The sequence below is a fragment of the Pseudomonas sp. stari2 genome, from assembly GCF_040760005.1.
In the GTDB taxonomy this organism is placed as follows: domain Bacteria; phylum Pseudomonadota; class Gammaproteobacteria; order Pseudomonadales; family Pseudomonadaceae; genus Aquipseudomonas.
Window position 1 is genome coordinate 4,247,906 of the sequence record NZ_CP099760.1, and the last position, 25,647, is coordinate 4,273,552.

General features: G+C 60.4%; 17 protein-coding genes. 12 read left to right on the plus strand and 5 right to left on the minus strand.

Translation table 11 applies throughout. The features are described from left to right. Positions 1 to 78: 78 nt before the first annotated feature. The 5 genes from NH234_RS19375 to NH234_RS19395 all read left to right on the plus strand — a co-directional run bounded on the left by NH234_RS19375 (position 79) and on the right by NH234_RS19395 (position 8,006). The gene (locus NH234_RS19375) at positions 79 to 3,246 is read left to right on the plus strand and encodes an ATP-binding protein (protein ID WP_367253918.1); all 3,168 of its coding nucleotides are present in this window, start codon (positions 79 to 81) and stop codon (positions 3,244 to 3,246) included. A gap of 21 nt (positions 3,247 to 3,267) precedes the next feature. Further along, entirely contained in the window at positions 3,268 to 3,915 is a 648-nt protein-coding gene (locus NH234_RS19380) for a response regulator (RefSeq protein WP_367253920.1), read from the plus strand. Positions 3,916 to 4,021: 106 nt separating this feature from the next. Beyond that, on the plus strand, positions 4,022 to 4,609 hold the full coding sequence (locus tag NH234_RS19385) for a fimbrial protein (protein ID WP_367253922.1): 588 nt from the start codon (positions 4,022 to 4,024) through the stop codon (positions 4,607 to 4,609). 72 nt (positions 4,610 to 4,681) lie between these two features. Then, positions 4,682 to 5,431 (plus strand): molecular chaperone, encoded by a 750-nt coding sequence (locus tag NH234_RS19390; RefSeq protein ID WP_367253924.1) that lies wholly within the window; start codon positions 4,682 to 4,684, stop codon positions 5,429 to 5,431. 85 nt (positions 5,432 to 5,516) lie between these two features. Next, complete coding sequence (locus NH234_RS19395; protein WP_367253925.1) at positions 5,517 to 8,006, plus strand: fimbria/pilus outer membrane usher protein; 2,490 nt, start codon at positions 5,517 to 5,519, stop codon at positions 8,004 to 8,006. Here the strand turns inward: NH234_RS19395 and NH234_RS19400 are convergent. From NH234_RS19400 to NH234_RS19410, 3 genes are all read right to left on the minus strand, one after another. Continuing rightward, positions 8,003 to 11,677 carry a translocation/assembly module TamB domain-containing protein gene (locus NH234_RS19400; RefSeq protein WP_367253927.1) on the minus strand — a complete coding sequence of 1,225 codons (3,675 nt, stop codon included), beginning with the start codon at positions 11,675 to 11,677 and terminating at the stop codon, positions 8,003 to 8,005. The two genes, NH234_RS19395 and NH234_RS19400, sit on opposite strands and share 4 nt — an antisense overlap. Then, the gene (locus NH234_RS19405) at positions 11,674 to 13,401 is read right to left on the minus strand and encodes an autotransporter assembly complex family protein (protein WP_367253929.1); all 1,728 of its coding nucleotides are present in this window, start codon (positions 13,399 to 13,401) and stop codon (positions 11,674 to 11,676) included. Before NH234_RS19405 ends, NH234_RS19400 begins: the two co-directional genes overlap by 4 nt. Positions 13,402 to 13,467: 66 nt before the next feature. Then, on the minus strand, positions 13,468 to 14,118 hold the full coding sequence (locus NH234_RS19410; RefSeq protein WP_085732178.1) for an N-acetyltransferase: 651 nt from the start codon (positions 14,116 to 14,118) through the stop codon (positions 13,468 to 13,470). A 174-nt stretch (positions 14,119 to 14,292) separates the two neighbouring features. Here NH234_RS19410 and xthA point away from each other — a divergent pair, with 174 nt between their 5' ends. Continuing rightward, on the plus strand, positions 14,293 to 15,105 hold the full coding sequence (gene xthA / locus NH234_RS19415) for an exodeoxyribonuclease III (protein ID WP_085732179.1): 813 nt from the start codon (positions 14,293 to 14,295) through the stop codon (positions 15,103 to 15,105). A 120-nt stretch (positions 15,106 to 15,225) separates the two neighbouring features. Then, positions 15,226 to 16,560, plus strand: a complete 1,335-nt coding sequence (locus NH234_RS19420; protein WP_367257210.1) for a substrate-binding domain-containing protein — start codon at positions 15,226 to 15,228, stop codon at positions 16,558 to 16,560. Between the two features lie 50 nt (positions 16,561 to 16,610). On the opposite strand, the gene NH234_RS19425 is transcribed toward NH234_RS19420, so the two are convergent. Further along, positions 16,611 to 17,840 carry an acyl-CoA dehydrogenase gene (locus NH234_RS19425; protein ID WP_041075051.1) on the minus strand — a complete coding sequence of 410 codons (1,230 nt, stop codon included), beginning with the start codon at positions 17,838 to 17,840 and terminating at the stop codon, positions 16,611 to 16,613. 176 nt (positions 17,841 to 18,016) lie between these two features. On the opposite strand from NH234_RS19425, the gene NH234_RS19430 reads away from it, so the two are divergent. From NH234_RS19430 to NH234_RS19440, 3 genes are read left to right on the plus strand one after another with little or no spacing between them, the layout of a single operon-like run. Then, entirely contained in the window at positions 18,017 to 18,961 is a 945-nt protein-coding gene (locus NH234_RS19430) for a LysR family transcriptional regulator (RefSeq protein WP_289203354.1), read from the plus strand. A 55-nt stretch (positions 18,962 to 19,016) separates the two neighbouring features. Next, positions 19,017 to 19,418 carry a MerR family DNA-binding transcriptional regulator gene (locus NH234_RS19435; RefSeq protein ID WP_367253932.1) on the plus strand — a complete coding sequence of 134 codons (402 nt, stop codon included), beginning with the start codon at positions 19,017 to 19,019 and terminating at the stop codon, positions 19,416 to 19,418. Positions 19,419 to 19,447: 29 nt separating this feature from the next. Next, the gene (locus NH234_RS19440; protein WP_367253934.1) at positions 19,448 to 20,347 is read left to right on the plus strand and encodes a hydroxymethylglutaryl-CoA lyase; all 900 of its coding nucleotides are present in this window, start codon (positions 19,448 to 19,450) and stop codon (positions 20,345 to 20,347) included. A gap of 605 nt (positions 20,348 to 20,952) precedes the next feature. On the opposite strand, the gene NH234_RS19445 is transcribed toward NH234_RS19440, so the two are convergent. Beyond that, the gene (locus NH234_RS19445; protein ID WP_367253936.1) at positions 20,953 to 22,650 is read right to left on the minus strand and encodes an AMP-binding protein; all 1,698 of its coding nucleotides are present in this window, start codon (positions 22,648 to 22,650) and stop codon (positions 20,953 to 20,955) included. Between the two features lie 201 nt (positions 22,651 to 22,851). Here NH234_RS19445 and NH234_RS19450 point away from each other — a divergent pair, with 201 nt between their 5' ends. Further along, entirely contained in the window at positions 22,852 to 24,015 is a 1,164-nt protein-coding gene (locus NH234_RS19450) for an isovaleryl-CoA dehydrogenase (protein ID WP_367253937.1), read from the plus strand. A 12-nt stretch (positions 24,016 to 24,027) separates the two neighbouring features. Continuing rightward, a complete protein-coding gene (locus tag NH234_RS19455; RefSeq protein WP_085732183.1) occupies positions 24,028 to 25,635 on the plus strand; it encodes a carboxyl transferase domain-containing protein in 1,608 nt (535 codons plus the stop codon). Positions 25,636 to 25,647 lie beyond the last annotated feature (12 nt).

The window sequence follows — 25,647 nt, forward strand, 5'->3', positions numbered from 1 at the left end:
CCGGTGTTGACGAACGTCACTTGCTATCGAGGTCACCGTGTCCAAAGACTTTCCCATCACTGCAATCCAGGCACGCTGATGCCGCATCCCGACGCCGTCCTGGAAAAACTCGCCAGCAGTTCATCGCGCCTGAACAAGGGCCTGCTGGTGCTGACCGCCCTCGTATTGCTGTTGCTCGGCATCAGCTACGTGGGGGTCATGCGCATGATCGAAGAGCGGCGCGATACCTTGCAGTTTCATTTTGCCGCGCTGATGGAGAATGTCCGCGAACAGGAAGTGTTCCTGCGCGATATCGTCCGTGAAAGCACCAAGGGCGAGCGGCTGCCCACAAGCACGCTGCCGCCTCCCGTACAAAAGGCCATGCCCGAAGAAGGGCCGAACACTTATGAAGGCCGCGGCCTGCCGTTTTCGCTCCCCTACAGCCTGAAGATCAATCCGGACAAAATCGCCCCCGATCAATACCCCGCAATCTTCGCGCTCGGCACCCACCTGGCCGCTTACTACAGCGCGTTCTGGTCGGCGTCACACTATCAATCGCCCCAGATCGTCCTGGTCAATGGTCCCGACAACTTTGATGTGGTCGTGCCCGCCGCCGGACGTCTGCGCGGGGCGAGCCCGATGCAGATCGATGAATTGGTTCGGGCGACGACTCAGGTGAACAAACGCATGCGCGCGCACAACTCGCCGCCACGCGACCTTCAGGTGCATTGGGAACCCTATTCATCCGCCCGCGACAACAAGACCGCCCCCACCCTGATGGCCTACGTGAGCATCAACCTGGCGGGGAACACGCGGACTATCGAGGGCGCCGATACCTGGGTGATAGTGGCCTCGCTGCTAAACCTGTCTCAGGTCAATAACATCGAACGGCTGATGAAGTGGGCAATCTACGACAACTTCACCTTGATCACGCCCGGCGGTGTAATCCTGACGGGCGCCCTGAAACCCGGCCAGACGCTGCATGAGGGGGTGAACTTCAATCGCGACGGTCTGGTGTTCAAACTGACCAGCCCCGGAGAGGCGCACTGGACGGCGATCTACGTCATCAGTGTGCAGAGTTTTCTTGATTACGCACTCTGGCCATTGCTGTGCCTGATCGCAATGGTCCTGGCGATCCTCGGCTGCAGTCGTGCCATCAATCGCTGGTACCGGACCCGAGTCATCCTGCCTGCACAGCTTGCACACGCCAGCATCGCCGAAAGCGAGGCGTTCAGCCGCACGGTGATCGATACGGCGCCGACCGGCCTGTGCGTGATCCGGCGTAGCGACCACCACGTGCTGCTGGAAAACCAGCGCGCCCAGCAATGGCACGACAACAGCCAGTTGATGAGTTTGCTCACATCGTGCAACGAGTCCGGCCACGCCGACATCGAAATCGACGGGCGCCATCTGCATGTTGCCTTCGTGCCCACCCGCTACCAGGGTCAGGACGCCTGGCTGTGTGCCTTGCATGACGTGACCCGGCATGTCGAGGACGCGCTGGCACTGGAAGAGGCGCGCCAGGCCGCCGACTCGGCGAATCAGGCCAAGAGCCGGTTCCTCGCCACCATGAGTCATGAGATCCGTACCCCCCTGTACGGCGTGCTGGGCACTCTGGAATTGCTTGACCTGACACCGCTCACCCCGCGCCAGCAGGATTACTTGCACACCATCCAGCGCTCCTCCGCCACATTGTTCCAGCTGATCAGCGATGTACTGGATGTATCGAAAATCGAAGCCGGGCAGATGACCCTGGAGCTTCAGGATTTCTGTCCCCTGGAACTGACCGAAGACACCGTGCGCGCCTACAGCGCCTTCGCCCGGTCCAAGGGTCTGCAACTCTATGCCTGCATCGACGCGACGTTGCCGGACCGGGTGCGCGGTGACCCGCTGCGGATTCGCCAGATTCTCAACAACCTGCTGAGCAACGCGATCAAGTTCACCGACAACGGCCGCGTTGTACTCAGGGCACGGGTGCTGGACAGCCCCGACGGTCGCGTCAACGTGCAGTGGCAGGTCAGCGATTCGGGGATGGGGATTTCCCAGGCGCAGCAACAGCAGTTGTTCGCCCCTTTCTATCAGGTCAACAACGCTACCGAACAGGCCGGTGCGGGTCTCGGTCTGGCGATTTGCAAATGGCTGTGCGAATTGATGGAGGGGCAGTTGAACGTGGTCAGCGAACCCGGACTGGGCAGCAGCTTCACCCTGCAGCTCGGACTGGAACGCGTACCCGGCGAGTTGCCCGACTGCCCCGTCTTCAGCCCTGGTACTCCCGCCGTTTATGTGCGCGCGCAAGTCACCGAGCTGGCACAACATCTGATTGGCTGGCTCAGCCGGTTTGGCCTCGAGTGCCGCCTGGTAACGGACGAAACGTCAGCGCCATCGGCGCTGTTGGTGGAGTTTTCCTCCCTCCCCCACACCCCGCCCTGGCCCGGTCCCAGAATCATTGCCACACCGGACGGGCCCAACCCCTCGCAGCGACGCGGTACCGACCGAGAGGTCAACGCCGACGATGTCCGTGCGATCGCCTGGGCCATCTACATGGCCCGACACGGCGCCAGTACCGACAATCATCCCGTGCCGTCGCAAATGACCCGGCGCTTGAACCTGCAGGTGCTGGTGGCGGAAGACAACGTGATCAACTCGGCCATCATCAAGGAGCAACTGGAGGTGCTGGGCTGCACGGTGACTGTCGCGGCCAATGGCGAACAGGCCCTGGCACAGTGGTCTCCCGGACGCTTCGACCTGGTGCTGACCGACGTCAACATGCCAATCATGAACGGTTACCAACTGGCGGCCGCGTTGCGCCAGCAGGACCCGGCATTGCCGATCATCGGTGTCACCGCCAACGCCCTGCGCGAAGAAGGCGAACGCTGCGCCGCCGTCGGCATGAATGCCTGGATGGTCAAGCCGCTCAACCTCGCGACCCTGCGCGAGCACCTTGGAAAACACTGCAAAATCGACCTGCCCGCGGCCATCGTCGCGCCGATACAGCTTTCACCGAAAATGCGCGAACTGTTTGTCACGACCCTGCGCCAGGACGTATCCGCCACGCTGGCGGCACTGGATAACGCCGACGCCACGCGTGTAGCCCAGCAACTGCACAGTATGGCGGGCGCCCTGGGTGCGGCGCAGGTCGAAGCCATGGCCACGACATTTGTCGATCTGGAATGCCGTTTGAACGGCATGGACGTGACCACCGCCCTGGACCTGGAAGTCCGCCAGAATCTGGCTCGACTGAAAGACTTACTGGATACCCTTGAATAATTTCACTCTGGAAAATCACCCATGGAAACCTTCAACGTTGTGATTGCCGATGACCATCCCATCGTACTGGTGGGGGTACGTGAGCTGGTGGAGCGTGACAGACGCTTTCGCGTGGTGGGCGAAGCCGTTTGCTCCAGCGAGCTGATCCATCTGCTCGACACCCGGCAGGTGGATCTGGTCATCACCGACTTCAACATGCCCGGCGACTCAACCTATGGGGATGGTCTGAAACTGGTGGAATACCTGACGCGCCACCACCCTACCGTCCGGGTACTGGTGCTGACCATGATTTCCAACCGCCTGATCCTGACGCGCCTGCACGAACTCGGGGTGCTGGGCATCATCCAGAAAAACCAGCTGCATAACGAAATCGAAACGGCGCTCAAGGCCATTGCGCGGGGCAACCCGGTGCGTGGCTATGAACCTGCGCCAACCTCAGTGGTGGTCGACGGCGCAGACCTGGACGAACGTTTTACCCGGCTGTCGCCCAAAGAGCACGAAATACTGCGCCTGTTTGTTTCGGGACTGGGCGTCAGTGATATAGCACGAGGATTGAACAGAAGTGCGAAAACCATCAGCACTCAGAAGATATCGGCCATGCGCAAACTTGAGGTCAACAGCGATCAGGACTTGCTGGCTTATTGCATAGAACGCAATCTGTTCAACTAACAGGTAACTTCACAAAGCAATAAAACAACTTCTAGGAATCGTCTGATACTCCATCAGAAGTGCACTGTATATCGTGTTGTTTCAACCCGCCAACATGGTAAACAACATGAAAAATCTGTCTCACGCACTTCTCGCCCTTTCAATCATGGCCGCTGCCGGTCACGCTCTCGCAGCAGACCCGACACCGACCAAGGCTGGCAGTGGCACCATCAACTTCACCGGCACCATCAACAACGATGCCTGCTCTGTCGATGGCGCCGGAACGAACAAAACCATTTCCGTCAACATGGGCGAAGTGTCGATCAAGGACATGGGTACCGCCACCGCACCTAAAGGCAACGGTACGCTGAGCGTCGAAAACTTCGACATGAAGATCAACTGCAACGCCGGCACCAAGGTCGCCATGATCTTCGAACCGACCAAGGGCGCAGGCTCGGGCATCGTTCCTGGCACCAAAGTGCTGAAGTTGATCGACGGTCTGGGCGCCGCCAAGAACATCGGTATTGCCCTGCTCGATGCTAACGGTGCGTTGATCGACCTGAGCTCGCCGTCCACGGCGAAGATCGAAAACACTCTGCAAGACAGCAACACCACGCTGAAATTCTCGGCGGCCTACGTCACCACCGCTGATGTAGCGACAGCCGTTGCCGGTCGTGGCGACGCCACCCTGCCGTTCACGCTGCAATACGAATAATCCGCGCGAACACTCAAGTCCGGTGCGGGGTCGTTCGGCCCTGCACCCTCATTCAATTGCGCGGTACCTCCCATGTTCTATCGTCACACACTGTCCATTTGCGCAGGCCTGCTGGGCCTGCTCATGGCCGACCAGGCCATGGCCGGCATTTCATTGAGCAGCACCCGTCTGGTCTTCGACGGTCAGCACAAGGAAGCCGGGATCACCGTGCGCAACAGCGGTGAAGATGTATTGATCCAGTCCTGGATCGACACCGATACCAGCGAAACCGCCGCTGTACCGTTTGCCGTCACCCCGCCACTGGTGCGCGTCAGCGGCAACGAACAGCAAATACTGCGGGTGATCTACGAAGGCACGGGCATGCCGACCGACCGGGAGTCGGTGGTATGGCTCAATGTCCAGGAGATCCCGCAGGCGGCGAAATCCCCCAACACGTTGCAACTGGCCGTGCGTCAACGCATCAAGGTGTTCTTCCGCCCGGCGGAACTGAAAAACAACGCCTATCTGGCACCGAGCGAACTGACCTGGCGCCTGGCCGAACGCGCCGGCAAAAGCCTTCTGGTGGTGAACAACCCTGGCCAGTATCACGTCTCGATTGCCGAGATAACGCTGCAATCCGGCGCTCTCAGCGAACGGCCCTTTGATTCGATGATGATTGCGCCAGGTGAACAAAAAGAGTTCAGCCTTAAACAACTGCATCACACAAGTACAGCCCGCCTGTTATTCAACAGCATTAATGACTATGGCGCACAAGATCGTTATGGCGCGCAACTCAACAACAGCGCCGAGACCCGAGCCAGTTTGAATAAAGAGTCCCCATAACTTTCGTGCCGCTGTCACAGCCGCACTGTCACTGTATTTCTCTTCGCTCCGTTAGTTCGTATCGGAGGTGATATAGGGTTCCTGCATGTTTTTAATCAAGCGCGACGGATGGGCGCCGTTTTCGATGGCCCTGGTTTTCAGCAGCACCTGCCTGGCAGATGGCGATGAACAGTTCAATACATCGTTTCTGCAAGGCGCTCCGTCCTCTGTGGACCTGCAATCACTGCTCGCCTCCAGTAGCGTGCTGCCCGGTATTTATAGGGTGGACCTCTACGGCAACGAAACCCTGGTCGGCCGTCGCGATATCGACTTCCGCCGCCACCCTGGCACGGGCAAGGTCGAGGCCTGCCTGACCCTGGAGATGGTGCAGCAGTTGGGGGTCGACCTCGGCAAACTGCAAGCTACCGGCAAACTGATCGGCGATGACCCGGATGCCTGTCTGGACCTGCCCGCCTTGATCGATCACGCCAACGTGCGTTACGACGTGCCACGCCTGCGCCTGATGGTCAGCGTGCCGCAAAGCGCCATGGAACGCGGTCGACGCGGTTACGTCGACCCGGCCTTGTGGGACGAGGGCGTGCCCGCAGCGTTTATCAACTATCAATTGAGCAGCAGTCGCAACAGCACCCAGGCTGAAAACACCCTGTCCAACAACATCGGCTTGCGCAACGGTATCAACCTGGGTGCCTGGCGGTTGCGTAACGAATCGAACTTCAACAGCAGCACCGGCCGTCCCAATACTTTCAAAAGCAATCGCAGCTACCTGCAACATGACGTGACCGCCCTGAAGGGGCAGTTCAGTGCCGGGGACATTTTCTCGGATGCCGACCTGTTCGACAGCGTGCGCTATCGCGGCTTGAAACTGGCGTCCGACGACGGCATGCGCGCCGACAGCGAGCGCGGTTATGCGCCCATCATTCGAGGCATTGCGCAGTCCAGTGCCACTGTGGAGATTCGCCAGAACAACTACATGCTCTACACCGCCAATGTGCCACCGGGCCCGTTCGAAATCAGCGATATCTACCCCAGCGGTTCGAACGGCGATCTCGAAGTGACGATTATCGAAGCCGATGGTCGGCGCCGGGTATCGCTGCAAGCGTTTTCCAGCCTGCCGATCATGGTGCGCCAAGGGCAGTTGAAATACAGCGTCTCGGCCGGTCAGTTCAACAGCAACAGCGATGATCAGAAGTCGCCGCAATTTGTCAGCAGCACGCTGGCCTATGGCGTCAGCAGCAATCTGTCGACGATTGTCGGGGTCCAGGCGTCGGACAACTTCCAGGCGTTGTCCGTGGGCGCCGGTCGTAACACGTCGATCGGTGCGGTCTCGCTGGACGTGACCCACTCCAGCAGCCGCACCTTCGGTCAGGCCGTCACGGGCAACAGCCTGCGTGCCTTGTATGCCAAGACGTTTACCGGTACCGACACCAATTTCACGCTGGCCGCCTACCGCTACTCGACCGAGGGCTATCGCACCCTCACCGAGCACGTCGAAGCGCTGAGCAGCGACGGTCAGCCACGCACCGGTAACTCGAAAACCCGCACCGACCTCACCGTCAACCAGAGCCTGGGACGCAACCAGCAATATGGCAGCGTCTACGTGAACGCCAGCGACCAGCGCTACTGGGGGCGCGGTGGTTCGCAAAGCCTGTCGGCGGGTTACAGCAACTATTGGGGTGATGTGAGTTACAACATCGGGGCCACGTACTCCAAGGATGTCGGCAACTATGGGCCGTCGAACAATGACACCTTGCTGAACCTGTCCGTGTCATTCCCGCTGGGTTCCAAACCCCGTGCACCGCGGGCCTTTGTATCTGCCAGCACGCAGAAAGCCGACGACAGCACCCAGGTCGGCATCAATGGCTACCTGTCGGAAAACAGCGACACCTACTACTCGGTGCAAGGCGGCAACAGCAGCACCGGTGGCGGCAGCGGTTCGGTGAACCTCAGCACCCGTACCTCGGTGATGGACATCAGTGCCGGCTACAGCCAGGGACGCGGATACAACTCGCAGAGCCTTAACCTGGCAGGTTCGGTCGTGGGCCATGCCGGCGGGATCAACCTGGGACAAACTGTGGGCGAAACGTTCGCACTGGCACAGGTCGAAGGTGCGGCGGGGGTCAAGATCGCCAGCTACTCCGGGGCCAAGACCGCCAGCAACGGTTTTGCCGTGGTCCCAAACGCACAGCCTTACCGGGTGAACTGGATCAACCTGGACACCCGTGACCTGGGCGGCGATATCGAGATCGAGAATGCGACCCGGCAAGTCGTCCCCCGACGCGGAGCGGTGGTTCTGGCACGCTACGCCAGCAAGACCGGGCGGCGTGTGCAATTTGCGTTGTTCGACAGCCAGCATCGGCCAATTCCGTTTGGCGCGTCGCTCGAGGACGGCAACGGCAAGCAGTTAGCGATCTCTGACCCTGGTGGCAAGGCACTGGCGCTGGTCGAAACAGATGCCGGCACGCTCATCATCAACTGGCAGGGCCAGCGTTGTGAGGCGCCTTATGCGTTGCCGGAACGCAATAAGGCGCTGAACTATGAGCGTGTCTCGCTGGTGTGCAGTACGCCGGCCCTCTAGAAATCGCGCTTGTAGAAGATATCCAGCGAACTGGCTACGCCACTGGCAGCTTCGAGGTAGACCTTTTTGCTGAGTTTGTAGCGCAGGGCGATGGTGTTGGCGGGCTCGAACACGCCAACACCATAACGCAGGCTCAGCTTCTCGGAGATATTGCCGCTGGCTACCACGCTGGTGGTGTTGCCGCTGCCCTGGGTGTCGAGCTGGAAATCCTGAATCCCCAGGTCCTTGGCCAGACCGCTGGTGACCCCGGAACTGCCCATCAGGCCCAGACCGAGCGCCGCTTGCGCAAGCATGTTGTTGTCTTCGCCGTTGCTGCTCAGCGGACGCCCCAGCACCAGATAGGACAGCGCCTGCTCCTGGCTCATCGCCGGCTCCGAGAAGATCTGCGTGGTCGGCTGTTCGGCGCTGCCGCTCAGGCGAATACCGGCGATCACGTCGTCGGTCTGGCGGATCGCTTCGATGTCCAGATAAGGCTGATCGATCGGCCCGGCAAACAACAGGCGCGCACGGCGCACCGTCAGGCGCTGGCCGTAGGCACGGTAGCGACCGTCGTTGAGCCACAGTTCGCCACGGGTGTCCATGTTGTCGCCGATGTGCACGTGACCTTGCAGATTGGCGGTCAGGCCGAACCCGGCGAAGCTCAGTTTGTCCTCGCCGACCACCACGTCGATGTCCATCTTCATGGCCATCGGTGGCTTGCCCTCTTCGGTCTGCGCACCGACGATGATCGTGTCATCAGAGACTTTCACCGTGGATGGCGGCAATTCGCGCACGGTGATTTCGCCTCGGGGCACCAGCACTTTGCCGGCAATCGCCAGTTCGTCGCCGGCCATGGAAATCTTGAGGTCCGGCGCCACTTCAAGCTTGGCGTAGGGTTCGACGGTCACCGGCAGTTGCGTACCCTTGAGCGCCAGATCCACCACCAGCGCCTGGCCCCATGCGACGTTGCCGCTGAGGCTGCCCTGCCCGGTCTTGCCGCTTTTCCAGCCGCCGTCCAGGCGCACCGATTCGCCAGCGATCACCGCTTGCAGTCGCAGATCCTGCAACTGCAACGGCAGTTCCGGGCCGGACACTTCACCGTCACTGAGTTGCACGGTGCCGTTGACCAGCGGCGCGAGCAGGCCGCCGGAAATCGTGCCGCTGCCGTTCAGGCGCCCGGTGAGTTTCTCGACCATCGGCACGAACGGCCGGGCCACCGACAGATCCAGCCCGCTGAGACGGAACGAGCCATTCAGCGGTTTGTTCTTCGGCAGCGGATTGAGCTGCGCCTGCACCATCAGCTCACCGAGTTTGCCACCGACGAAATTGAGATCAGTGTCGATGCGTTTCGGCGTGAGTTTGCTGGTCAGCTTGAGGGTCTGGTACGGGAAGTCCAGCCACTGATCCTTTTCCTTCATGCGCAAGGTGCCGCCGCTGGCATCGACGCTGATCTGGCCGTTCGGGCCGCTGGCCGGCAGGTCCAGCTGCAGGTCGGCATTGAGCTTGCCCTGCCAGGCGAAATCCTTGGGCAGCCATTGCGCCAGGCTTTCGATCGGGAACTGCTTGAGGTGGTAGCGCAGCTTCGGCTCCGGCATCAACCGCTGGTCTTCGCCGCACAGGCTGGCATTGCCGGACATCCAGCAATGGGCGCCGAAGTTGATCTTGCCGTCGGCCAGACGTTCGAGTTTGGCCGGGTTTTGCAGCTTCCAGTCCTGACCGCCGGCCTGAATGTCACCGCTGGCCAGTCGCCCGCGCCAGTTGCCTTTGTCCAGATTGCCGTCCAGCCCCAGCGCGAGTTTCAGCTTTGGCCCGAGCAGGTCGAGGTTGAGCTTCTGATTTTTGATATCGCCCTGAGCGCTGACGGTCAACACACCCAGGTTCGTGTCGCCAGCCTGGATGCCGCTACCCTTCAGATCGATTTTCGCCCGCTGCGCGCTGTCGAGGGTGGCGTCGAGGTTGAGGCTTTGCAGGCGGTTGTCCTGGAACACCAATTGCGAGCCTTGCAGGTCGAGCTTGCCTTGCGGTGCTTTCAGCGTACCGGCGACATCGACTCGACCGTTGATCTGCCCGCGCAACTGCGGCCAGAGCTGGGCCAGACGCGGCAGCTTGATATCGATCTGCCCGATGAGCTTCTGTTGCAGACTGCCCTTGCCATTGATGCTGTTGTCGCCGAGACGGATTTGCAGGGCATTCAGATTCCACTGTTCGCCCGCGCCGTCAGCCTTGGCTTGCAGCACCGCCGGTTGCCCGCGCAGTTTGCCTTTGAGATCGAGGTCGGCGTTGAGGCTCAGGCGCTCGTTTTTCATTTCGCCTGTGCTTTTCAACGGCCCTGCCAACGTGCCCGGCAATTCAGCCATCCAGTACGCCGGGTTGAGCGCGGACAATTCCAGCGCGGTGTCCCAGACAATGCCGTCGGCGAACTGCACGTTCACATGCCCTTCGGCCTTGCCCTGACCCGCTTCGAGCTTGAATTGCGGGAGGAAGATCTGCTTGAGATTGCCACTGAACGGACTGCTCAGGCTGAACGCCCCGGCCGGGCCATCCATTGCGGCGGCGAAATTGCCGAGGTATTGGCCGTCGGTGTAAGAGACTTCACCAGTGAACGTGCGCAAGGCGACTTGCGGTTCTTCGATCTCGGAATAGAGCCGATGCCACGGAAAGTCCTGCCAATTGATATTGGCCTGGGCGCTGAGGCCTTTGCTCCAATCCACGTTGCCGGTGAGCTTGAGGCTCTGTTTGTCATTGGCGGTCAGGTCGAGGCCGGCAATCTGTGCACCCTTGGCGTCAACCTTGCCTTTGAGCAACAGCGCTACCGGACCTTTATCCGCAGGCAACGTCGCATTGCCGAGCAATTGGTAACCGTTTTTCAGGTCGCCTTCGCCGGTCAATACCAGTTGATTCAATTGCAGGGTGTCCGGCAGATCGGCGCTCGGCTTGAACGCCTCGGAGGTGATGCGCACCTTGGCCGGCAGGTTTTCCGCCAGCGGTTTCAGCTCGCCGCTCAACTGGCCGTCGAGGTAGCCACGGCTGTCGGCGTGCAGATTAAGAGTCTTGAGCAGATCGCCGTCGACTTTGAGTGCAAGCGTCCATGGGCCGGTGCCCGGTGACGGCAGGGTCAGATCACCGGCGATGTTCAACGGCCAGTTACCGGTCGGTTGCAACAGGCCGGAGAGGTTCAGGCTCAGGTCGTCGCGTTGCAGTTTCACGCTGTCGATCTGCATGCCCTTGGCAGTCCAGTGTGCCGCCAGTTGCAGGCCCTTGAGCTGCTCGCTGCCGTTGAACAACAGGCTGCCGACCTGAACGTCGCCCAGTTCGATGGCTACCGGCAATTGCAGATCCGGGAGTTTAATCGGACCGCTGTCGGTGGTTTCTTCGCCAGGCGGGAATTGCAGGATGACCTGATCGGCCTTGAGCTGCTCGACGCATAGCGTCATACGTGTCAGGCACAGCGGCGACCATTCGAAGATCGGTTTGTTGAGCTCGACGCGACTGCTGTCCTGTTGCCACACCAGATGATCGGCGCTCCATTGTCCGCCGAGGCGCCCCTGAAAGTTATCCACGCTCAAGCCCGGCACCAGCCCCAGCACCCAACGGCTGCCGGCTTGTGTACCGAGTACGGCGGTGACGCTCAATACAATCAACAGCACCAGCGACAACAGCGCCAGAGCGGAAATCTTCAAACCACGCTTCACAGCTCAGGCCCCATGGAAAAGTGCAGCCGGATGCCGCCATCGTCGTCCAGCGCATGGGCCAGGTCGAGGCGGATCGGCCCCACCGGCGAGACCCAGCGCACACCGATACCGACCCCGGTCTTGAGGTTCGGCAGTTCGAGTTTGTTGAAAGAGTTGCCCTGATCGACGAAGGTCGCGACCCGCCATTTTTCGGCGATCGAGTATTGGTACTCGACGCTGCCGACCACCATGTAGCGCCCGCCGATGCGGTCGCCTTTGGAGTTCTCCGGTGACAGGCTCTGGTAGTCGTAACCGCGCACACTCTGGTCGCCACCTGCGAAGAAGCGCAGCGATGGCGGCACCGAGTTGTAACCGTTGGTGGCACTGCCACCGACCTGCACGCGCCCGAGGAAACGGTGATTGTCGAATACCGTGGTCAGCCCTTTGATCAGGGCCGTGCCATACAGCAGGTTGTTGTCCGAACCGACGCCCTCTTTCGCCACTTTGCTTTCAAAGGTCAGACGATAACCGTTGTGCGGGTCGATGCGATTGTCACTTTTCAGGTAGGAGTAACTGATGCCGGGCATCAACAAGGTACTCAGACCCGAGTCGTCACCGAGCTGGTATTCCTCGCGCTGCCACTTCAGCGAGATCACCCGCTGCCAGCCGCTGGGCAACTTGCTGTGCCATTCCGGGCCGAAGGTCAGCAGTTTGCTCAGGGTGTCGGAGCCGTCGATGTTTTCGTACTGATAACCACCGGCCCAGCGCAGTTTGTCGGTCAGCGGCGGATCCAGCGGAATGTCATAGAACAGACCGACGTTCTGCCGCGGCGCCGACAATTCGGCCTCCCAGCCGTAACTGTCGCCTTGCGGGTTGACCCAGTGGCGGGTCCAGTTGGCCTTGATCCGCGGGCCGACGTCGGTGGAGTAACCGAGACCGAGACCCATGGTGCGTGGCTTGCGGGTATCGAGTTTGACCGCGACCGGGATCACGTCGTCCTTGGCAGCAGTCGGCGCAGCGTCGACCCGCACGCCTTCAAAGTAACCGCTCGATTGCAGGTCGCGGTTGAGTTCGGCGATCAGCTCGGAGTCGTAAGGCTCGCCCGGTTTGAACGGCACCATGCGTTGCAGCAGGTCTTCATCGAACGGCGTGTCGCCTTCGAAACTGACCTTGCCCAGCGCATAACGCGGGCCGCTTTCATAGATCAGCTCGACATCGGCGACTCCGGCGCGGGGATCGACCATCAGTTTCTGGCTGGTGAAATGACCACTGAAGAAACCGAAGCGCGAGGCCTGATTCTGGATCAGGCGCTTGGCGTCTTCGTAGCGGCCATGGTTGAGCACTGCACCGGGCTTGAGCACGTCGCTTTTCGGTACACGAAAGGATTTGAGGGCGGCAGCGGGTCCGTCGACCCGCACAGTCACATTGCGCAGACGGATCGGTTCGCCGGGATCGATTTTCAGCACCAGGCGCGGTTTTTCTCCGCCCTTCACTTCACTGTCGATCTGCGGCTGGTAGTAGCCCAAAGCCTGGGCGGCCTTGCGCGCCTGCTCTTCGGCGCCGCGACTGAAGCGCTGCAAGGCTTCTTCGTCACGATCGCCGAGGCTGCCGATATAGCCTTCTATATTGGCTTTGAGTTCATCGTTGGACGGTTTGATCCGCACATCCAATTCACTTTGCGCCAGCGCCGCGCAGCTGCTTAACAGCATGAGCACGCCACTGGTAAATCTTCCTGGAAACTTCATAGGCGCGGATGCTATCACGGGCTTGGGAGCGTGATAGAACAGGAAATTTCCCAAAAAGTTCGACGGTCATCCCGTTGCAGTTTGTAACACCTGCGGATTGGCGTGGAAAAATACATGCTCGCGCACCGGTCCGACGGCGACTTCGCCAATTTCCTCGTAGCCCTGACGCTTGTAAAACTCCAGGTAACGCGGGTTGCCGGTATCGAGGATCACGCCTTGGGAGCTTTCATCCACCGCGCACCAGTTGTGCACCGCTTGCAGCAGCTGCTCGCCGAAGTGCTTGCCCTGAAATTGTGGATGCACACCCAACAACGGCAGCATGTGAACCGAATCGGTGGGCACGCAGGCTTCAACGGCGGCGTGATACTCCAGATAGCGCCGGGTGCAGCGGAAACCGGTGCTCAACACCATGCGCAAACGCCAGGCCCAACTCTCGGTAACACCCAGACGCCGTTGCGGCGGCGCGATCAGGGCGATCCCGATCAGACGATCATTGACCAACAGGCCGATGGCCGGCAGATCCTGCAGGAAATGCTGTTTGACCAGTTCTCGCACCGTCGCGCGCACGCGTTGTTCATAACCCGGACGCTCGGCCTCGAACAGATAAGCGAAGGTCGGCTCGTGACGGTAAGCCTGATACAGCAAGGATCGTGCTTCACGGGAATAGCCGCGGTCGAGCATGTGGATGTCGGCGATGGCGGTCGAGGTTTCAGGCATGACGGTGATTCTCCCTGGACGGGACTCAACAGGCCCCGTTCTTGTTATACGAGCCTTGGGCTGAAGTGATCGTTCCCACACCCGAAAGACATTAGCAGCGCATATGGACTACCGCCACGCTGGCCCAGATCCTACATGTCAGCTAGCATCGCCCTTTTGCCAGGACTGCCGACCATGAAGATCGTTTCCTTCAACATCAACGGACTGCGGGCCCGCCCGCATCAGCTGGCGGCGCTGATCGAAAAGCATCAGCCGGACGTCATCGGCCTGCAGGAAACCAAGGTCCACGACGATCAGTTCCCTCTGGAAGAAGTGCGGGCCCTGGGTTATCACGTGTATTTCCACGGCCAGAAAGGCCATTACGGCGTCGCCCTGCTCTCGCGCCAGGAGCCGATTGCCGTGCACAAAGGCTTTGCCACCGATGAAGAAGACGCGCAGCGGCGTTTTATCTGGGGCACTTTCGCCGACGCCAACGGCGTTCCGGTGACGATCATGAACGGCTATTTCCCACAGGGTGAAAGCCGTGACCACCCAACCAAATTCCCGGCCAAGCAGCGTTTCTACAGCGATCTGCAAGCACTGCTGGAGAGCCAGTTCAACAATGAACAGCCGCTGGTGGTGATGGGCGATGTGAACATTTCGCCGGAAGACTGCGACATCGGCATCGGCCCGGACAACATGAAGCGCTGGCTGAAAACCGGCAAATGCAGCTTCCTGCCGGAAGAGCGCGAGTGGATGGCCCGCCTGAAAAACTGGGGCCTGACCGACAGTTTCCGCCACCTGAACCCGGACGTGGCCGATATCTTCAGCTGGTTCGACTACCGCAGCCGTGGTTTTGAAGACGAGCCGAAGCGCGGTCTGCGGATCGACGTGATCCTGGCTTCCCACGGTTTGCTGCCACGGGTGAAAGCCGCCGGTGTCGACTATGAACTGCGCGGGATGGAAAAGCCTTCGGACCACGCGCCGATCTGGCTTGAATTGAGCTGATAGCGCAATCACCGCGAATCACTGTGGGAGTTCGCTCCCACAGCTTGAGCGCTGTCATCTTTCAGAAACGTCCCTGACTTAATCTCCCCGGCAATCCCCTTGGCTGCATTCGGTGCCGGCATGACCCTGCGCGTTCTGTTCGTCTTTCTCTTGAGTGCCTGGCTGCAGGTTTCGGCCGCGGCATTGCCCATTCCCGAGAACGGCCCGGTCCTGCGCATCCAGGGTTCCAACACCATTGGCGCAGCCCTCGGCCCGGCACTGGTGGAAGGCCTGCTGGAAGAACAGGGGCTGGTGAACGTCCACAGCGAAACGCCGGACACCGCCAACGAGCAACGGGTCGTCGGCCTCACGGCTCAAGGTAAACGTGTGGTGGTGGAAATCGCCGCCCATGGTTCCAGCACCGGTTTCTCCGCGCTCAAAAACAACAGCGCCGATCTGGCCGCCTCTTCCCGTCCGATCAAGGACAGCGAGCTCGCCAGCCTTGTTTCGCTTGGCGATCTGAAAAGTCCAGGCGCCGAGCAAGTCATCGCCATCGATGGCCTGGCGATCATTCTTCACCCCGACAATCCGCTGAATCAGCTGAACATCGAGCAACTGGCGCGGATCTTCAGCGGCGAGGCGAAGACGTGGGAAGAACTCGGCGGCAAGGGTGGGACGATTCATCTGTATGCGCGGGATGATCAGTCCGGCACCTACGACACGTTCAAGGAACTGGTCCTCAGCCGTCGTGGGAAAACCCTGAACAGTTCGGCGAAACGTTTCGAGTCCAGCGAGCAATTGTCCGACGCGGTCAGTGCCGATCCGCAGGGCATCGGTTTCATCGGTCTGCCTTATGTGCGCCAGGCAAAAGCCGTGGCAATCGTCGACGGGCAGTCCCAGGCCATGCTGCCACTGGCCAGCCTGATCGCCACCGAAGACTATCCGCTGTCCCGCCGGCTGTTCTTCTATTTGCCACCCGATAATCAGAATCCATGGGCCGCAGCCTTGGTGGATTTTGCGCAAAGCCGCCAGGGGCAGGCGATTGTCGCGGCCAACGGTTTTATTGCCCAGACCGTGCATGCCATCTCGGTCACGCCGAATGCGCTGATGCCCGAGGGTTATCAATCCCTGAGCCGGCATGCCCAGCGTCTGACCGTGAATTTCCGCTTTGAAGAAGGCAGCGCCAGCCTCGACAACAAGGCCCGGCAGGATCTGGTCCGGGTATTCGACTATATAAAGCACCATGACAAGACCGATCGCGCGGTCACACTGGTGGGTTTTGGCGATGCCAAGGATGACCCGGCCCGGGCGGATTTGCTGTCGAAGCTGCGGGCGATGGCGGTACGGCGGGAGCTGGTGAAGAACGGCGTGGTGTTGCGCGAAGTGCGCGGGTTTGGCGCGCTGATGCCGGTGGCGACCAACAGCGGGGATGAAGGCCGGATCAAGAATCGGCGGGTCGAGGTTTGGGTTTACTGAGCTGACGCTGTTCGATCCCACGTTTGTAGTGGGACCGAACAGGTGCTGGATCAGCGCTCGCTACGCAGCATTTCCTTCGGCACGTACTTGCCGATCTCGAACTTGCCGATCGCCGCGCGGTGCACTTCGTCCGGGCCGTCGGCCAGGCGCAGGGTACGTTGCATGGCGTACATGTAGGCCAGCGGGAAATCGTTCGATACCCCTGCCCCGCCATGAATCTGGATCGCCCGGTCGATCACCCGCAACGCGACATTCGGTGCGACGACCTTGATCTGCGCAATTTCGCTCTTGGCGACCTTGTTACCCACGGTGTCCATCATGTACGCCGCCTTCAGGGTCAGCAGACGTGCCATATCGATTTCCATCCGCGAGTCGGCGATCTTGTCGACGTTACCGCCCAGACGCGCCAGCGGTTTGCCGAACGCAGTGCGACTCACCGAACGTTTGCACATCAATTCCAATGCGCGCTCGGCCATGCCGATCGAACGCATGCAGTGGTGAATCCGGCCTGGGCCAAGGCGACCTTGAGCGATTTCGAAGCCGCGTCCTTCACCGAGCAGGACGTTTTCGTACGGCACCCGCACGTTGTCGAACAGCACTTCGGCGTGACCGTGCGGTGCGTCGTCGTAACCGAACACCGGCAGCGGACGGACGATCTTCACGCCGGGGGTGTCGACCGGTACCAGAATCATCGAGTGCTGGGCGTGGCGCGGTGCATCGGGGTTGCTCAGGCCCATGAAGATCAGGATTTTGCAGCGCGGATCGCAGGCGCCGGAGGTCCACCATTTCTTGCCGTTGATCACCCATTCATCGCCATCGCGCACGGCACGGGCAGCCATGTTGGTGGCGTCGGAGGACGCGACGTCCGGCTCGGTCATGGCAAATGCCGAGCGGATCTCGCCGCGCAGCAGCGGTTCGAGCCAGCGCTGTTTCTGTTCTTCGTTGGCGTAACGCACCAACACTTCCATGTTGCCGGTGTCCGGTGCCGAACAGTTGAACGGCTCCGGGCCGAGCAGCGAACGGCCCATGATTTCCGCCAGTGGCGCATATTCGAGGTTGGTCAGGCCGGCGCCCAGTTCCGACTCAGGCAGAAACAAATTCCACAGCCCTTCCGCCTTGGCCTTGGCCTTGAGCTCTTCCATGATTGCGGTCGGCTGCCAGCGGTCGCCCTCGGCAACCTGCCGTTCGAACACGGCTTCGGCCGGGTAAACGTAAGTGTCCATGAACGCGGTCACGCGCTCACGCAGTTCTTGCACCTTGGGCGAATATGCGAAATCCATGAGCAATTACCTTTTTTCGGCAGGTTGTTTAAGTCATGCAATCGATGCTAGAACAGCGTTGATAATTTACCTAGCCTATTCTCGGCGTGTATAAACATTCATCACCGATATATGATTGGTTGATTTTCCTGGCCGCCCTGACCCGCGCCATCCACCTATAAAAAGAGAGCCGCGTAATGAATCTGAGCAAGGTCGACCTCAACCTTTTCATCGTCTTCGACGCGATCTACACCGAAGCCAACCTGACCCGCGCCGGGCAGATTGTCGGCATCACCCAGCCGGCGGTGTCCAACGCATTGGCGCGGTTGCGCGAGACCTTCAACGACCCGCTCTTCGTACGCACCGCCCAAGGCATGGTGCCGACGCCCATGGCGCAGAACATCATCGGCCCGGTGCGCAACGCACTGTCGCTACTGCGGGTATCGGTTCAGGAAAGCCGCATTTTCAACCCTTCGCAAGCGGTCAAGACCTACCGCATCAGCATGACCGACCTGACCGAAGCGGTGATTCTGCCGCCGCTGTTCCAGCGTCTGCGTCGTCTGGCACCAACGGTGATCATCGAAAGCTTCCTGTCCAAGCGCCGGGAAACCACCAAGGAACTGGCCGCCGGGCGCCTCGACTTTGCCGTGGATGCTCCGCTCAACACCGACCCGCAGGTGCGCCACGTCAAGCTGATGGAAGACCGTTATGTCTGCGCGATGCGCAAGGGTCATCCGCTGGCGACCAAGGAAAAACTCACCCTCGACGATTACCTGTCGCTGACCCACATTCATATTTCCAGCCGCCGCAGCGGCCTGGGCCATGTCGATCTGGCGCTGGGCAAAATGGGCATCCAGCGCAAGATCGCCCTGCGCTCGCAGCACTATCTGATGGCGTCCCAGGTGTTGCAGCAGACCGACATGGTGATGACCGTGCCGGAACGTTTCGCCCGCCGCCATGACCTGCATGCGTTCAATCTGCCGGTCAACGATGTGCCGCCGGTGGAAACCCATTTGTACTGGCACGAAAGCACCGATCAGGACCCGGCCAACCGCTGGATGCGCGAGCAGATGATCGAGTTGTGCCAGCAAGTGACGGCGCACGAGAAGAAGCTCGACAAGCTGCAGGCGCCCGCCACTTGACGTAAACGTCAACCTGCCATTAGCTTAGCGCCAAGACCTTATTTCGAGCGCTTTCATGAGCAGCCAGACCTACAGCATTTCCGACCTCGCCCGCGAGCTGGACATCACCACCCGGGCGATCCGCTTCTATGAAGAACAAGGCCTGCTCAGCCCTGAGCGCCGAGGCCAGGAACGCATCTACTCACCGCGCGACAAGGTCAGCCTGAAACTGATCCTGCGGGGCAAACGCATCGGTTTTTCCCTGGCCGAGTGCCGCGAGCTGATCGAACTCTACGACCCCTCCAGCGGTAACACCAAACAACTCAACAGCATGCTGGCGAAAATCAGCGAGCGCCGGGAACAGCTCGAGCAGCAATTGCTGGACATCGAACAGATGAAGCTGGAGCTCGACACCGCCGAAGAACGCTGCGTGCAGGCGCTGGAGCAGACGCTCAAGAGTCAGCAAGGCGCGCAGTAGCCTCCCGATAATTACAACAGGTCAATGCCATGTCCCTCCCCTCCCAAGTACGCCTGATCGAAGTCGGCCCGCGTGACGGCCTGCAGAACGAAGCCCAGCCCATCAGCGTTGCCGACAAGGTGCAACTGGTCGACGCGCTGAGCGCTGCCGGCCTCGGCTATATAGAGGTCGGCAGTTTCGTCTCGCCCAAGTGGGTGCCGCAGATGGCCGGTTCCGCTGACGTGTTCGCGCAGATACAGCGCAAACCCGGCGTGACCTATGGCGCGCTGGCGCCGAACCTGCGCGGTTTTGAAGATGCACTGGCGGCCGGGGTCAAGGAAGTCGCAGTGTTTGCTGCTGCGTCGGAAGCTTTCTCGCAGCGCAACATCAATTGCTCGATCAGCGAAAGCCTGGCGCGGTTCGTGCCGATCATGGAATCGGCGAAACAGCACGGCGTTACCGTACGCGGTTACGTGTCCTGCGTGCTGGGCTGCCCTTATGAAGGCGAGGTCGCGCCAGAACAGGTGGCCATGGTCGCCCGCGAGTTGTACGCGATGGGCTGCTACGAAGTGTCGCTGGGCGACACCATCGGCACTGGCACCGCTGGCGCCACCCGCCGGCTGTTTGAAGTGGTATCGAAACAGGTGCCGAGAGAAAAACTCGCCGGCCACTTCCACGACACCTACGGCCAGGCCATGGCCAACATCTACGCCAGCCTGCTGGAAGGCATCGCGGTGTTCGACAGCTCGATCGCCGGCCTGGGCGGCTGCCCGTACGCCAAGGGCGCCAGCGGTAACGTCGCCACCGAAGACGTGGTGTACCTGCTCAACGGCCTGGGCATCAAGACCGGTATCGACCTCGACGCCTTGATTGCCGCTGGCCAACAGATCAGTGCAGTGCTGGGTCGCCCGACCGGTTCGCGCGTGGCCAAGGCCCGTAGCGCACAGTGAGGGGATGGTGTTACCGCCGAGCGCGAAACGTGGGCACAAGCGAGTAACACGGAAACAAATTGTCTGGTTTTGCCTGAAGGAAAAATCCTTCAAAAATCTCAAATCATTGATTTAAAAGGCTTTTTAAAAACTGGCACGGCTTCTGCTATCTCTATGGCATAACAAGAATAAAAAGCAGCAAACCAATAAAAATAAGACGTACCGACTCTGACATAACAAAAACAACACGGCAGAGACGCAGCTAACAGATTTTTTTGGAGAAGGTGTGCTTTTCAGGGTGTTCCTCGGAATGACCCGCAACCGGGCAGAGAACAATAAAACTACCTTCAGGTAGCTCCCGAATCGGTTGGATCGCCTGGCGAGAAAGCAGATCAGCGCTCAAAAAAATACGTTTGCTCTTGACCCCGGATGGGGGTCGCCAAAAACAGCGGTAAAGGGCCACGGTTGCCAAAAACAACAACAGACCGCCCCTCAATAATAAAAAAGAGCACGCGACGACAAAATTAAAGGGGAGCTTCGGCTCCCCTTTGTGCTTTCTACGATTCCTGTTTTCAGCGCCGCCCCCTTGTGGGAGCGGGCTTGCTCGCTCCCACATTCGATCTTTGTCAGGCCTGCTTTTCTCGCAACTCCTCGATACTGATCTCACGCATGCGGAATTTCTGGATCTTGCCCGTCACCGTCATCGGAAACTCGTCTACAAACTTGAAGTAACGCGGCGTCTTGAAGTGGGCGATGCGCTCCTTGCACCACGCTTGCAGCTCTTGTTCGGTGGCGCTGTGGCCGGGATGGAATTTGATCCAGGCGACGATTTCCTCGCCGTAACGCGAGCAGGGAATGCCGATCACCTGCACGTCTGCCACCGCCGGGTGAGTGAAGAAAAACTCTTCCAGTTCACGCGGGTAAATGTTTTCGCCGCCACGGATGATCATGTCCTTGTTACGGCCGGCGATGCACACGTAACCCTCGTCGTTCATGCTCGCCAGGTCGCCGGTGTGCATCCAGCCTGCCGCGTCGACGGCTTCGGCGGTGGCCTGCGGGTTGTTCCAGTAGCCGAGCATCACGCTGTAGCCACGGGTGCACAGTTCGCCGATGGTGCCGCGTGGTACCGGGTTGCCGGCCTCGTCGATGATTTTGCTTTCGAGTTGTGGCTGGGTGCGGCCGACGGTGGTGACGCGCAGTTCCAGTTCGTCCGATGGCCCGGTCTGCAGGGAGACGGGGCTGGTTTCGGTCATGCCGTAGGCGATCTGCACTTCGCTCATATGCATTTCGCTGATGACCCGGCGCATCACCTCGATCGGGCAGGTGGCGCCGGCCATGATTCCGGTGCGCAGGGTCGACAGGTCGAATTCGGCGCGCTGCGGTTGATCGAGCATGGCGATGAACATGGTGGGTACGCCGTACAGCGCGGTGGACTTTTCTTCGGCGACGGTGCTCAGGGTCAGCAAAGGATCGAAGGCGTCGTTGGGATAAATCATCGTACTGCCGTGGGTGACGCAGCCAAGATTGCCCATGACCATGCCGAAGCAGTGATACAGCGGCACCGGGATCACCAAGCGATCGGCGGCAGTCAGGCCGAGGCTTTCGCCGACCATGTAGCCGTTGTTGAGGATGTTGTAGTGACTGAGGGTCGCGCCTTTGGGGAAACCGGTAGTGCCGGAGGTGTACTGGATGTTGACCGGTTGATCGAAGTGCAGGCTGTCGCTGCGTTCACGCAATTGTTCCGGGGAAACACTGGCGGCCAGATCGGCCAGTTGCGACCACGGAAGAAAACCCGAAGGCGGCTGAGGATCGAGACTGATCAGTCCGCGCAGCTCCGGCAAGCGCTCACTGTGGAGTTGGCCGATGGATTGCTCGGTCAGTTCCGGCAGCAGGCCCTGAAGCATGCCGTGGTAGTTCGAAGATTTGAAAGCACCGGCACAGACCAGCCATTGGCAGCCGGATTGCTTGAGCACGTATTCGAGTTCGGAACTGCGGTAGGCCGGGTTGATGTTGACCAGAATCACGCCGATCTTTGCGGTGGCGAACTGAGTGATGCACCACTGTGCGCAATTCGGTGCCCAGATGCCGAGCCGGTCGCCAACCTGCAAACCCAACGCCAGCAGGGCTCTGGCGTGAACATCCACCGCGTCGGCCAGTTGCCGCCAGGTGTAACGCAACTGCTGATGACGCACCACCAACGCCTCGCCGTCCGGGTACTGCGCGACGGTCTCGTCGAACTTCTGCCCGATGGTCATCGCCAGCAAGGCTTTGTCCTGGGAACCACGGGTATAGCTGCGTTGCGGGTTTGCACTGGGTTGATCCATGACGACCCCTATTGTCTTTATTAGTGGGTGTTGGACCGGAGCCATGTCAGCTCCGACCGTTCAGAACTGGCCCTACTCTCGCTCAAGTTGACGTTAACGTAAAGGGTGATTGACAGCCACTCGTCTCAAGCTTACGTTAACGTAAAGGTGAGAGCCAAACCGCCGCCCTCCCCGCCCTACAAAAAGCCAAAAAGGTGACCCATGAGCTATCCATCCCTGAACTTTGCCCTCGGTGAAACCATCGACATGCTGCGCGATCAGGTCCAGTCCTTCGTCGCCAAGGAGATCGCCCCGCGTGCCGCGCAGATCGACAGCGACAACCTGTTCCCCGCCGATCTGTGGCGCAAGTTCGGTGACATGGGCCTGCTCGGCATCACCGTGCCGGAACAGTACGGCGGCGCTGGGCTGGGTTACCTCGCACACGTTGTGGCGATGGAAGAAATCAGCCGCGGTTCGGCTTCCGTGGCGTTGTCCTACGGCGCCCACTCCAACCTCTGCGTGAACCAGATCAACCGCAACGGCAACCACGAACAGAAATCCAGATACCTGCCGAAACTGATCAGCGGCGAACACGTCGGCGCACTCGCCATGAGCGAGCCGAACGCCGGTTCCGATGTGGTCTCGATGAAACTGCGTGCCGATAAACGCGGCGACCGTTTCGTGCTCAACGGCAGCAAGACCTGGATCACCAACGGCCCCGACGCCAATACCTACGTGATCTACGCCAAGACCGACCTGGAAAAAGGCCCCCACGGCATCACCGCATTCATCGTCGAGCGCGACTGGAAAGGCTTCAGCCGCAGCAACAAGTTCGACAAGCTCGGCATGCGCGGCTCCAACACTTGCGAGCTGTTCTTCGATGACGTTGAAGTACCAGAAGAAAACATCCTCGGCGTGCTCAACGGCGGCGTGAAAGTGCTGATGAGCGGCCTCGATTACGAGCGCGTCGTGCTGTCCGGTGGCCCGACCGGGATCATGCAGTCGTGCATGGATCTGATCGTGCCGTACATCCATGACCGCAAACAGTTCGGCCAGAGCATCGGCGAATTCCAGCTGATCCAGGGCAAAGTCGCCGACATGTACACCCAGCTCAACGCCAGCCGCGCCTACCTCTATGCTGTGGCCCAGGCCTGCGAACGCAACGAAACCACGCGCAAGGATGCCGCTGGCGTGATCCTCTACACCGCCGAACGCGCCACACAAATGGCTCTGGACGCGATCCAGATTCTCGGCGGTAACGGCTACATCAACGAATTCCCCGCCGGCCGTCTGCTGCGTGACGCCAAGCTGTACGAAATCGGTGCCGGCACCAGTGAGATCCGTCGCATGCTGATCGGTCGCGAACTGTTCAACGAAACCCGCTAAACGGAGCTGTCCATGGCTATCCTGCATACCCAGCTCAATCCCCGTTCAGCGGAGTTCGCCGCCAACAGCGCGGCGATGCTCGAACAGGTCGACGCCCTCCATACCCTGCTTGCCCAAGTGGCTCAGGGTGGCGGCGCGAAAGCTCAGGAACGTCACACATCGCGGGGCAAGCTGCTGCCGCGTGAGCGGATCAACCGCCTCCTCGATCCGGGCTCGCCGTTTCTGGAAATCAGTCAATTGGCCGCCCACGCTGTGTATGGCGAAGACGTGCCGGCCGCTGGCGTGATTGCCGGGATCGGCCGCGTGGAAGGCGTCGAGTGCATGATCGTCGCCAACGACGCGACGGTGAAAGGTGGTTCGTACTACCCGCTGACCGTGAAGAAACACCTGCGCGCCCAGACCATCGCCCAACAGAACCGCCTGCCGTGCATCTATCTGGTGGACTCGGGCGGCGCCAACCTGCCGCGTCAGGACGAGGTGTTCCCGGATCGCGAGCACTTCGGGCGGATCTTCTTCAACCAGGCCAACATGAGCGCCATGGGCATTCCGCAGATTGCCGTGGTCATGGGTTCGTGCACCGCTGGCGGCGCGTATGTACCGGCGATGGCTGACGAAGCGATCATGGTGCGCAATCAGGCGACGATTTTCCTCGCCGGTCCGCCACTGGTAAAGGCTGCGACCGGTGAAGTGGTCAGCGCCGAAGACCTCGGCGGGGCCGATGTGCATTGCAAGATTTCCGGCGTGGCCGACCATTACGCCGAAAGCGATGAGCACGCCCTCGCCCTCGCCCGCCGCAGCGTCGCCAACCTCAACTGGCGCAAGCTCGGCGAAGTGCAGCAGCGCACGCCGATTGCGCCGCTGTACGCCAGCGATGAGTTGTACGGAGTGGTTTCGGCGGACGCCAAGCAGCCATTCGATGTGCGCGAAGTGATTGCACGACTGGTCGACGGTTCAGTGTTCGATGAATTCAAGGCGCTGTTCGGTACGACGCTGGTGTGCGGCTTCGCCCACCTGCACGGCTACCCGATCGCGATCCTCGCCAACAACGGCATCCTGTTCGCGGAAGCCGCGCAAAAAGGCGCGCACTTCATTGAACTGGCCTGCCAGCGCGGCATTCCGTTGTTGTTCCTGCAGAACATCACCGGCTTCATGGTCGGCCAGAAATACGAGGCCGGCGGCATCGCCAAGCACGGCGCGAAACTGGTAACCGCCGTGGCGTGCGCCAAGGTGCCGAAATTCACCGTGATCATCGGCGGCAGCTTCGGTGCCGGTAACTACGGCATGTGCGGGCGGGCCTACGATCCTCGTTTCCTGTGGATGTGGCCGAATGCGCGGATCGGCGTGATGGGCGCCGAGCAGGCGGCCGGCGTGTTGGTACAGGTCAAGCGCGAGCAGGCCGAACGCAGCGGTCAGGCGTTCAGTGCCGAGCAGGAAAGCGAGATCAAGCAACCGATTCTCGACCAATACGAAGAGCAGGGTCACCCCTACTATTCCAGCGCTCGGCTGTGGGACGACGGCGTCATCGACCCGGCGCAGACCCGCGATGTGCTGGCCCTGGCCTTGTCCGCGTCGTTGAACGCGCCTATCGAACCGAGCCGCTTCGGCGTGTTCCGGATGTGATCGGGAGAACCT

What these genes read in the sequence shown, in the direction of transcription:
- NH234_RS19375 (WP_367253918.1), top strand. Translation starts at nt 79, where the DNA reads ATGCCGCATCCCGACGCCGTCCTGGAAAAACTCGCCAGCAGTTCATCG.
- NH234_RS19380 (WP_367253920.1), top strand. Translation starts at nt 3,268, where the DNA reads ATGGAAACCTTCAACGTTGTGATTGCCGATGACCATCCCATCGTACTG.
- NH234_RS19385 (WP_367253922.1), top strand. Translation starts at nt 4,022, where the DNA reads ATGAAAAATCTGTCTCACGCACTTCTCGCCCTTTCAATCATGGCCGCT.
- NH234_RS19390 (WP_367253924.1), top strand. Translation starts at nt 4,682, where the DNA reads ATGTTCTATCGTCACACACTGTCCATTTGCGCAGGCCTGCTGGGCCTG.
- NH234_RS19395 (WP_367253925.1), top strand. Translation starts at nt 5,517, where the DNA reads ATGTTTTTAATCAAGCGCGACGGATGGGCGCCGTTTTCGATGGCCCTG.
- NH234_RS19405 (WP_367253929.1), bottom strand. Translation starts at nt 13,401, where the DNA reads ATGAAGTTTCCAGGAAGATTTACCAGTGGCGTGCTCATGCTGTTAAGC.
- NH234_RS19410 (WP_085732178.1), bottom strand. Translation starts at nt 14,118, where the DNA reads ATGCCTGAAACCTCGACCGCCATCGCCGACATCCACATGCTCGACCGC.
- xthA (WP_085732179.1), top strand. Translation starts at nt 14,293, where the DNA reads ATGAAGATCGTTTCCTTCAACATCAACGGACTGCGGGCCCGCCCGCAT.
- NH234_RS19420 (WP_367257210.1), top strand. Translation starts at nt 15,226, where the DNA reads ATGACCCTGCGCGTTCTGTTCGTCTTTCTCTTGAGTGCCTGGCTGCAG.
- NH234_RS19425 (WP_041075051.1), bottom strand. Translation starts at nt 17,840, where the DNA reads ATGGATTTCGCATATTCGCCCAAGGTGCAAGAACTGCGTGAGCGCGTG.
- NH234_RS19430 (WP_289203354.1), top strand. Translation starts at nt 18,017, where the DNA reads ATGAATCTGAGCAAGGTCGACCTCAACCTTTTCATCGTCTTCGACGCG.
- NH234_RS19435 (WP_367253932.1), top strand. Translation starts at nt 19,017, where the DNA reads ATGAGCAGCCAGACCTACAGCATTTCCGACCTCGCCCGCGAGCTGGAC.
- NH234_RS19440 (WP_367253934.1), top strand. Translation starts at nt 19,448, where the DNA reads ATGTCCCTCCCCTCCCAAGTACGCCTGATCGAAGTCGGCCCGCGTGAC.
- NH234_RS19445 (WP_367253936.1), bottom strand. Translation starts at nt 22,650, where the DNA reads ATGGATCAACCCAGTGCAAACCCGCAACGCAGCTATACCCGTGGTTCC.
- NH234_RS19450 (WP_367253937.1), top strand. Translation starts at nt 22,852, where the DNA reads ATGAGCTATCCATCCCTGAACTTTGCCCTCGGTGAAACCATCGACATG.
- NH234_RS19455 (WP_085732183.1), top strand. Translation starts at nt 24,028, where the DNA reads ATGGCTATCCTGCATACCCAGCTCAATCCCCGTTCAGCGGAGTTCGCC.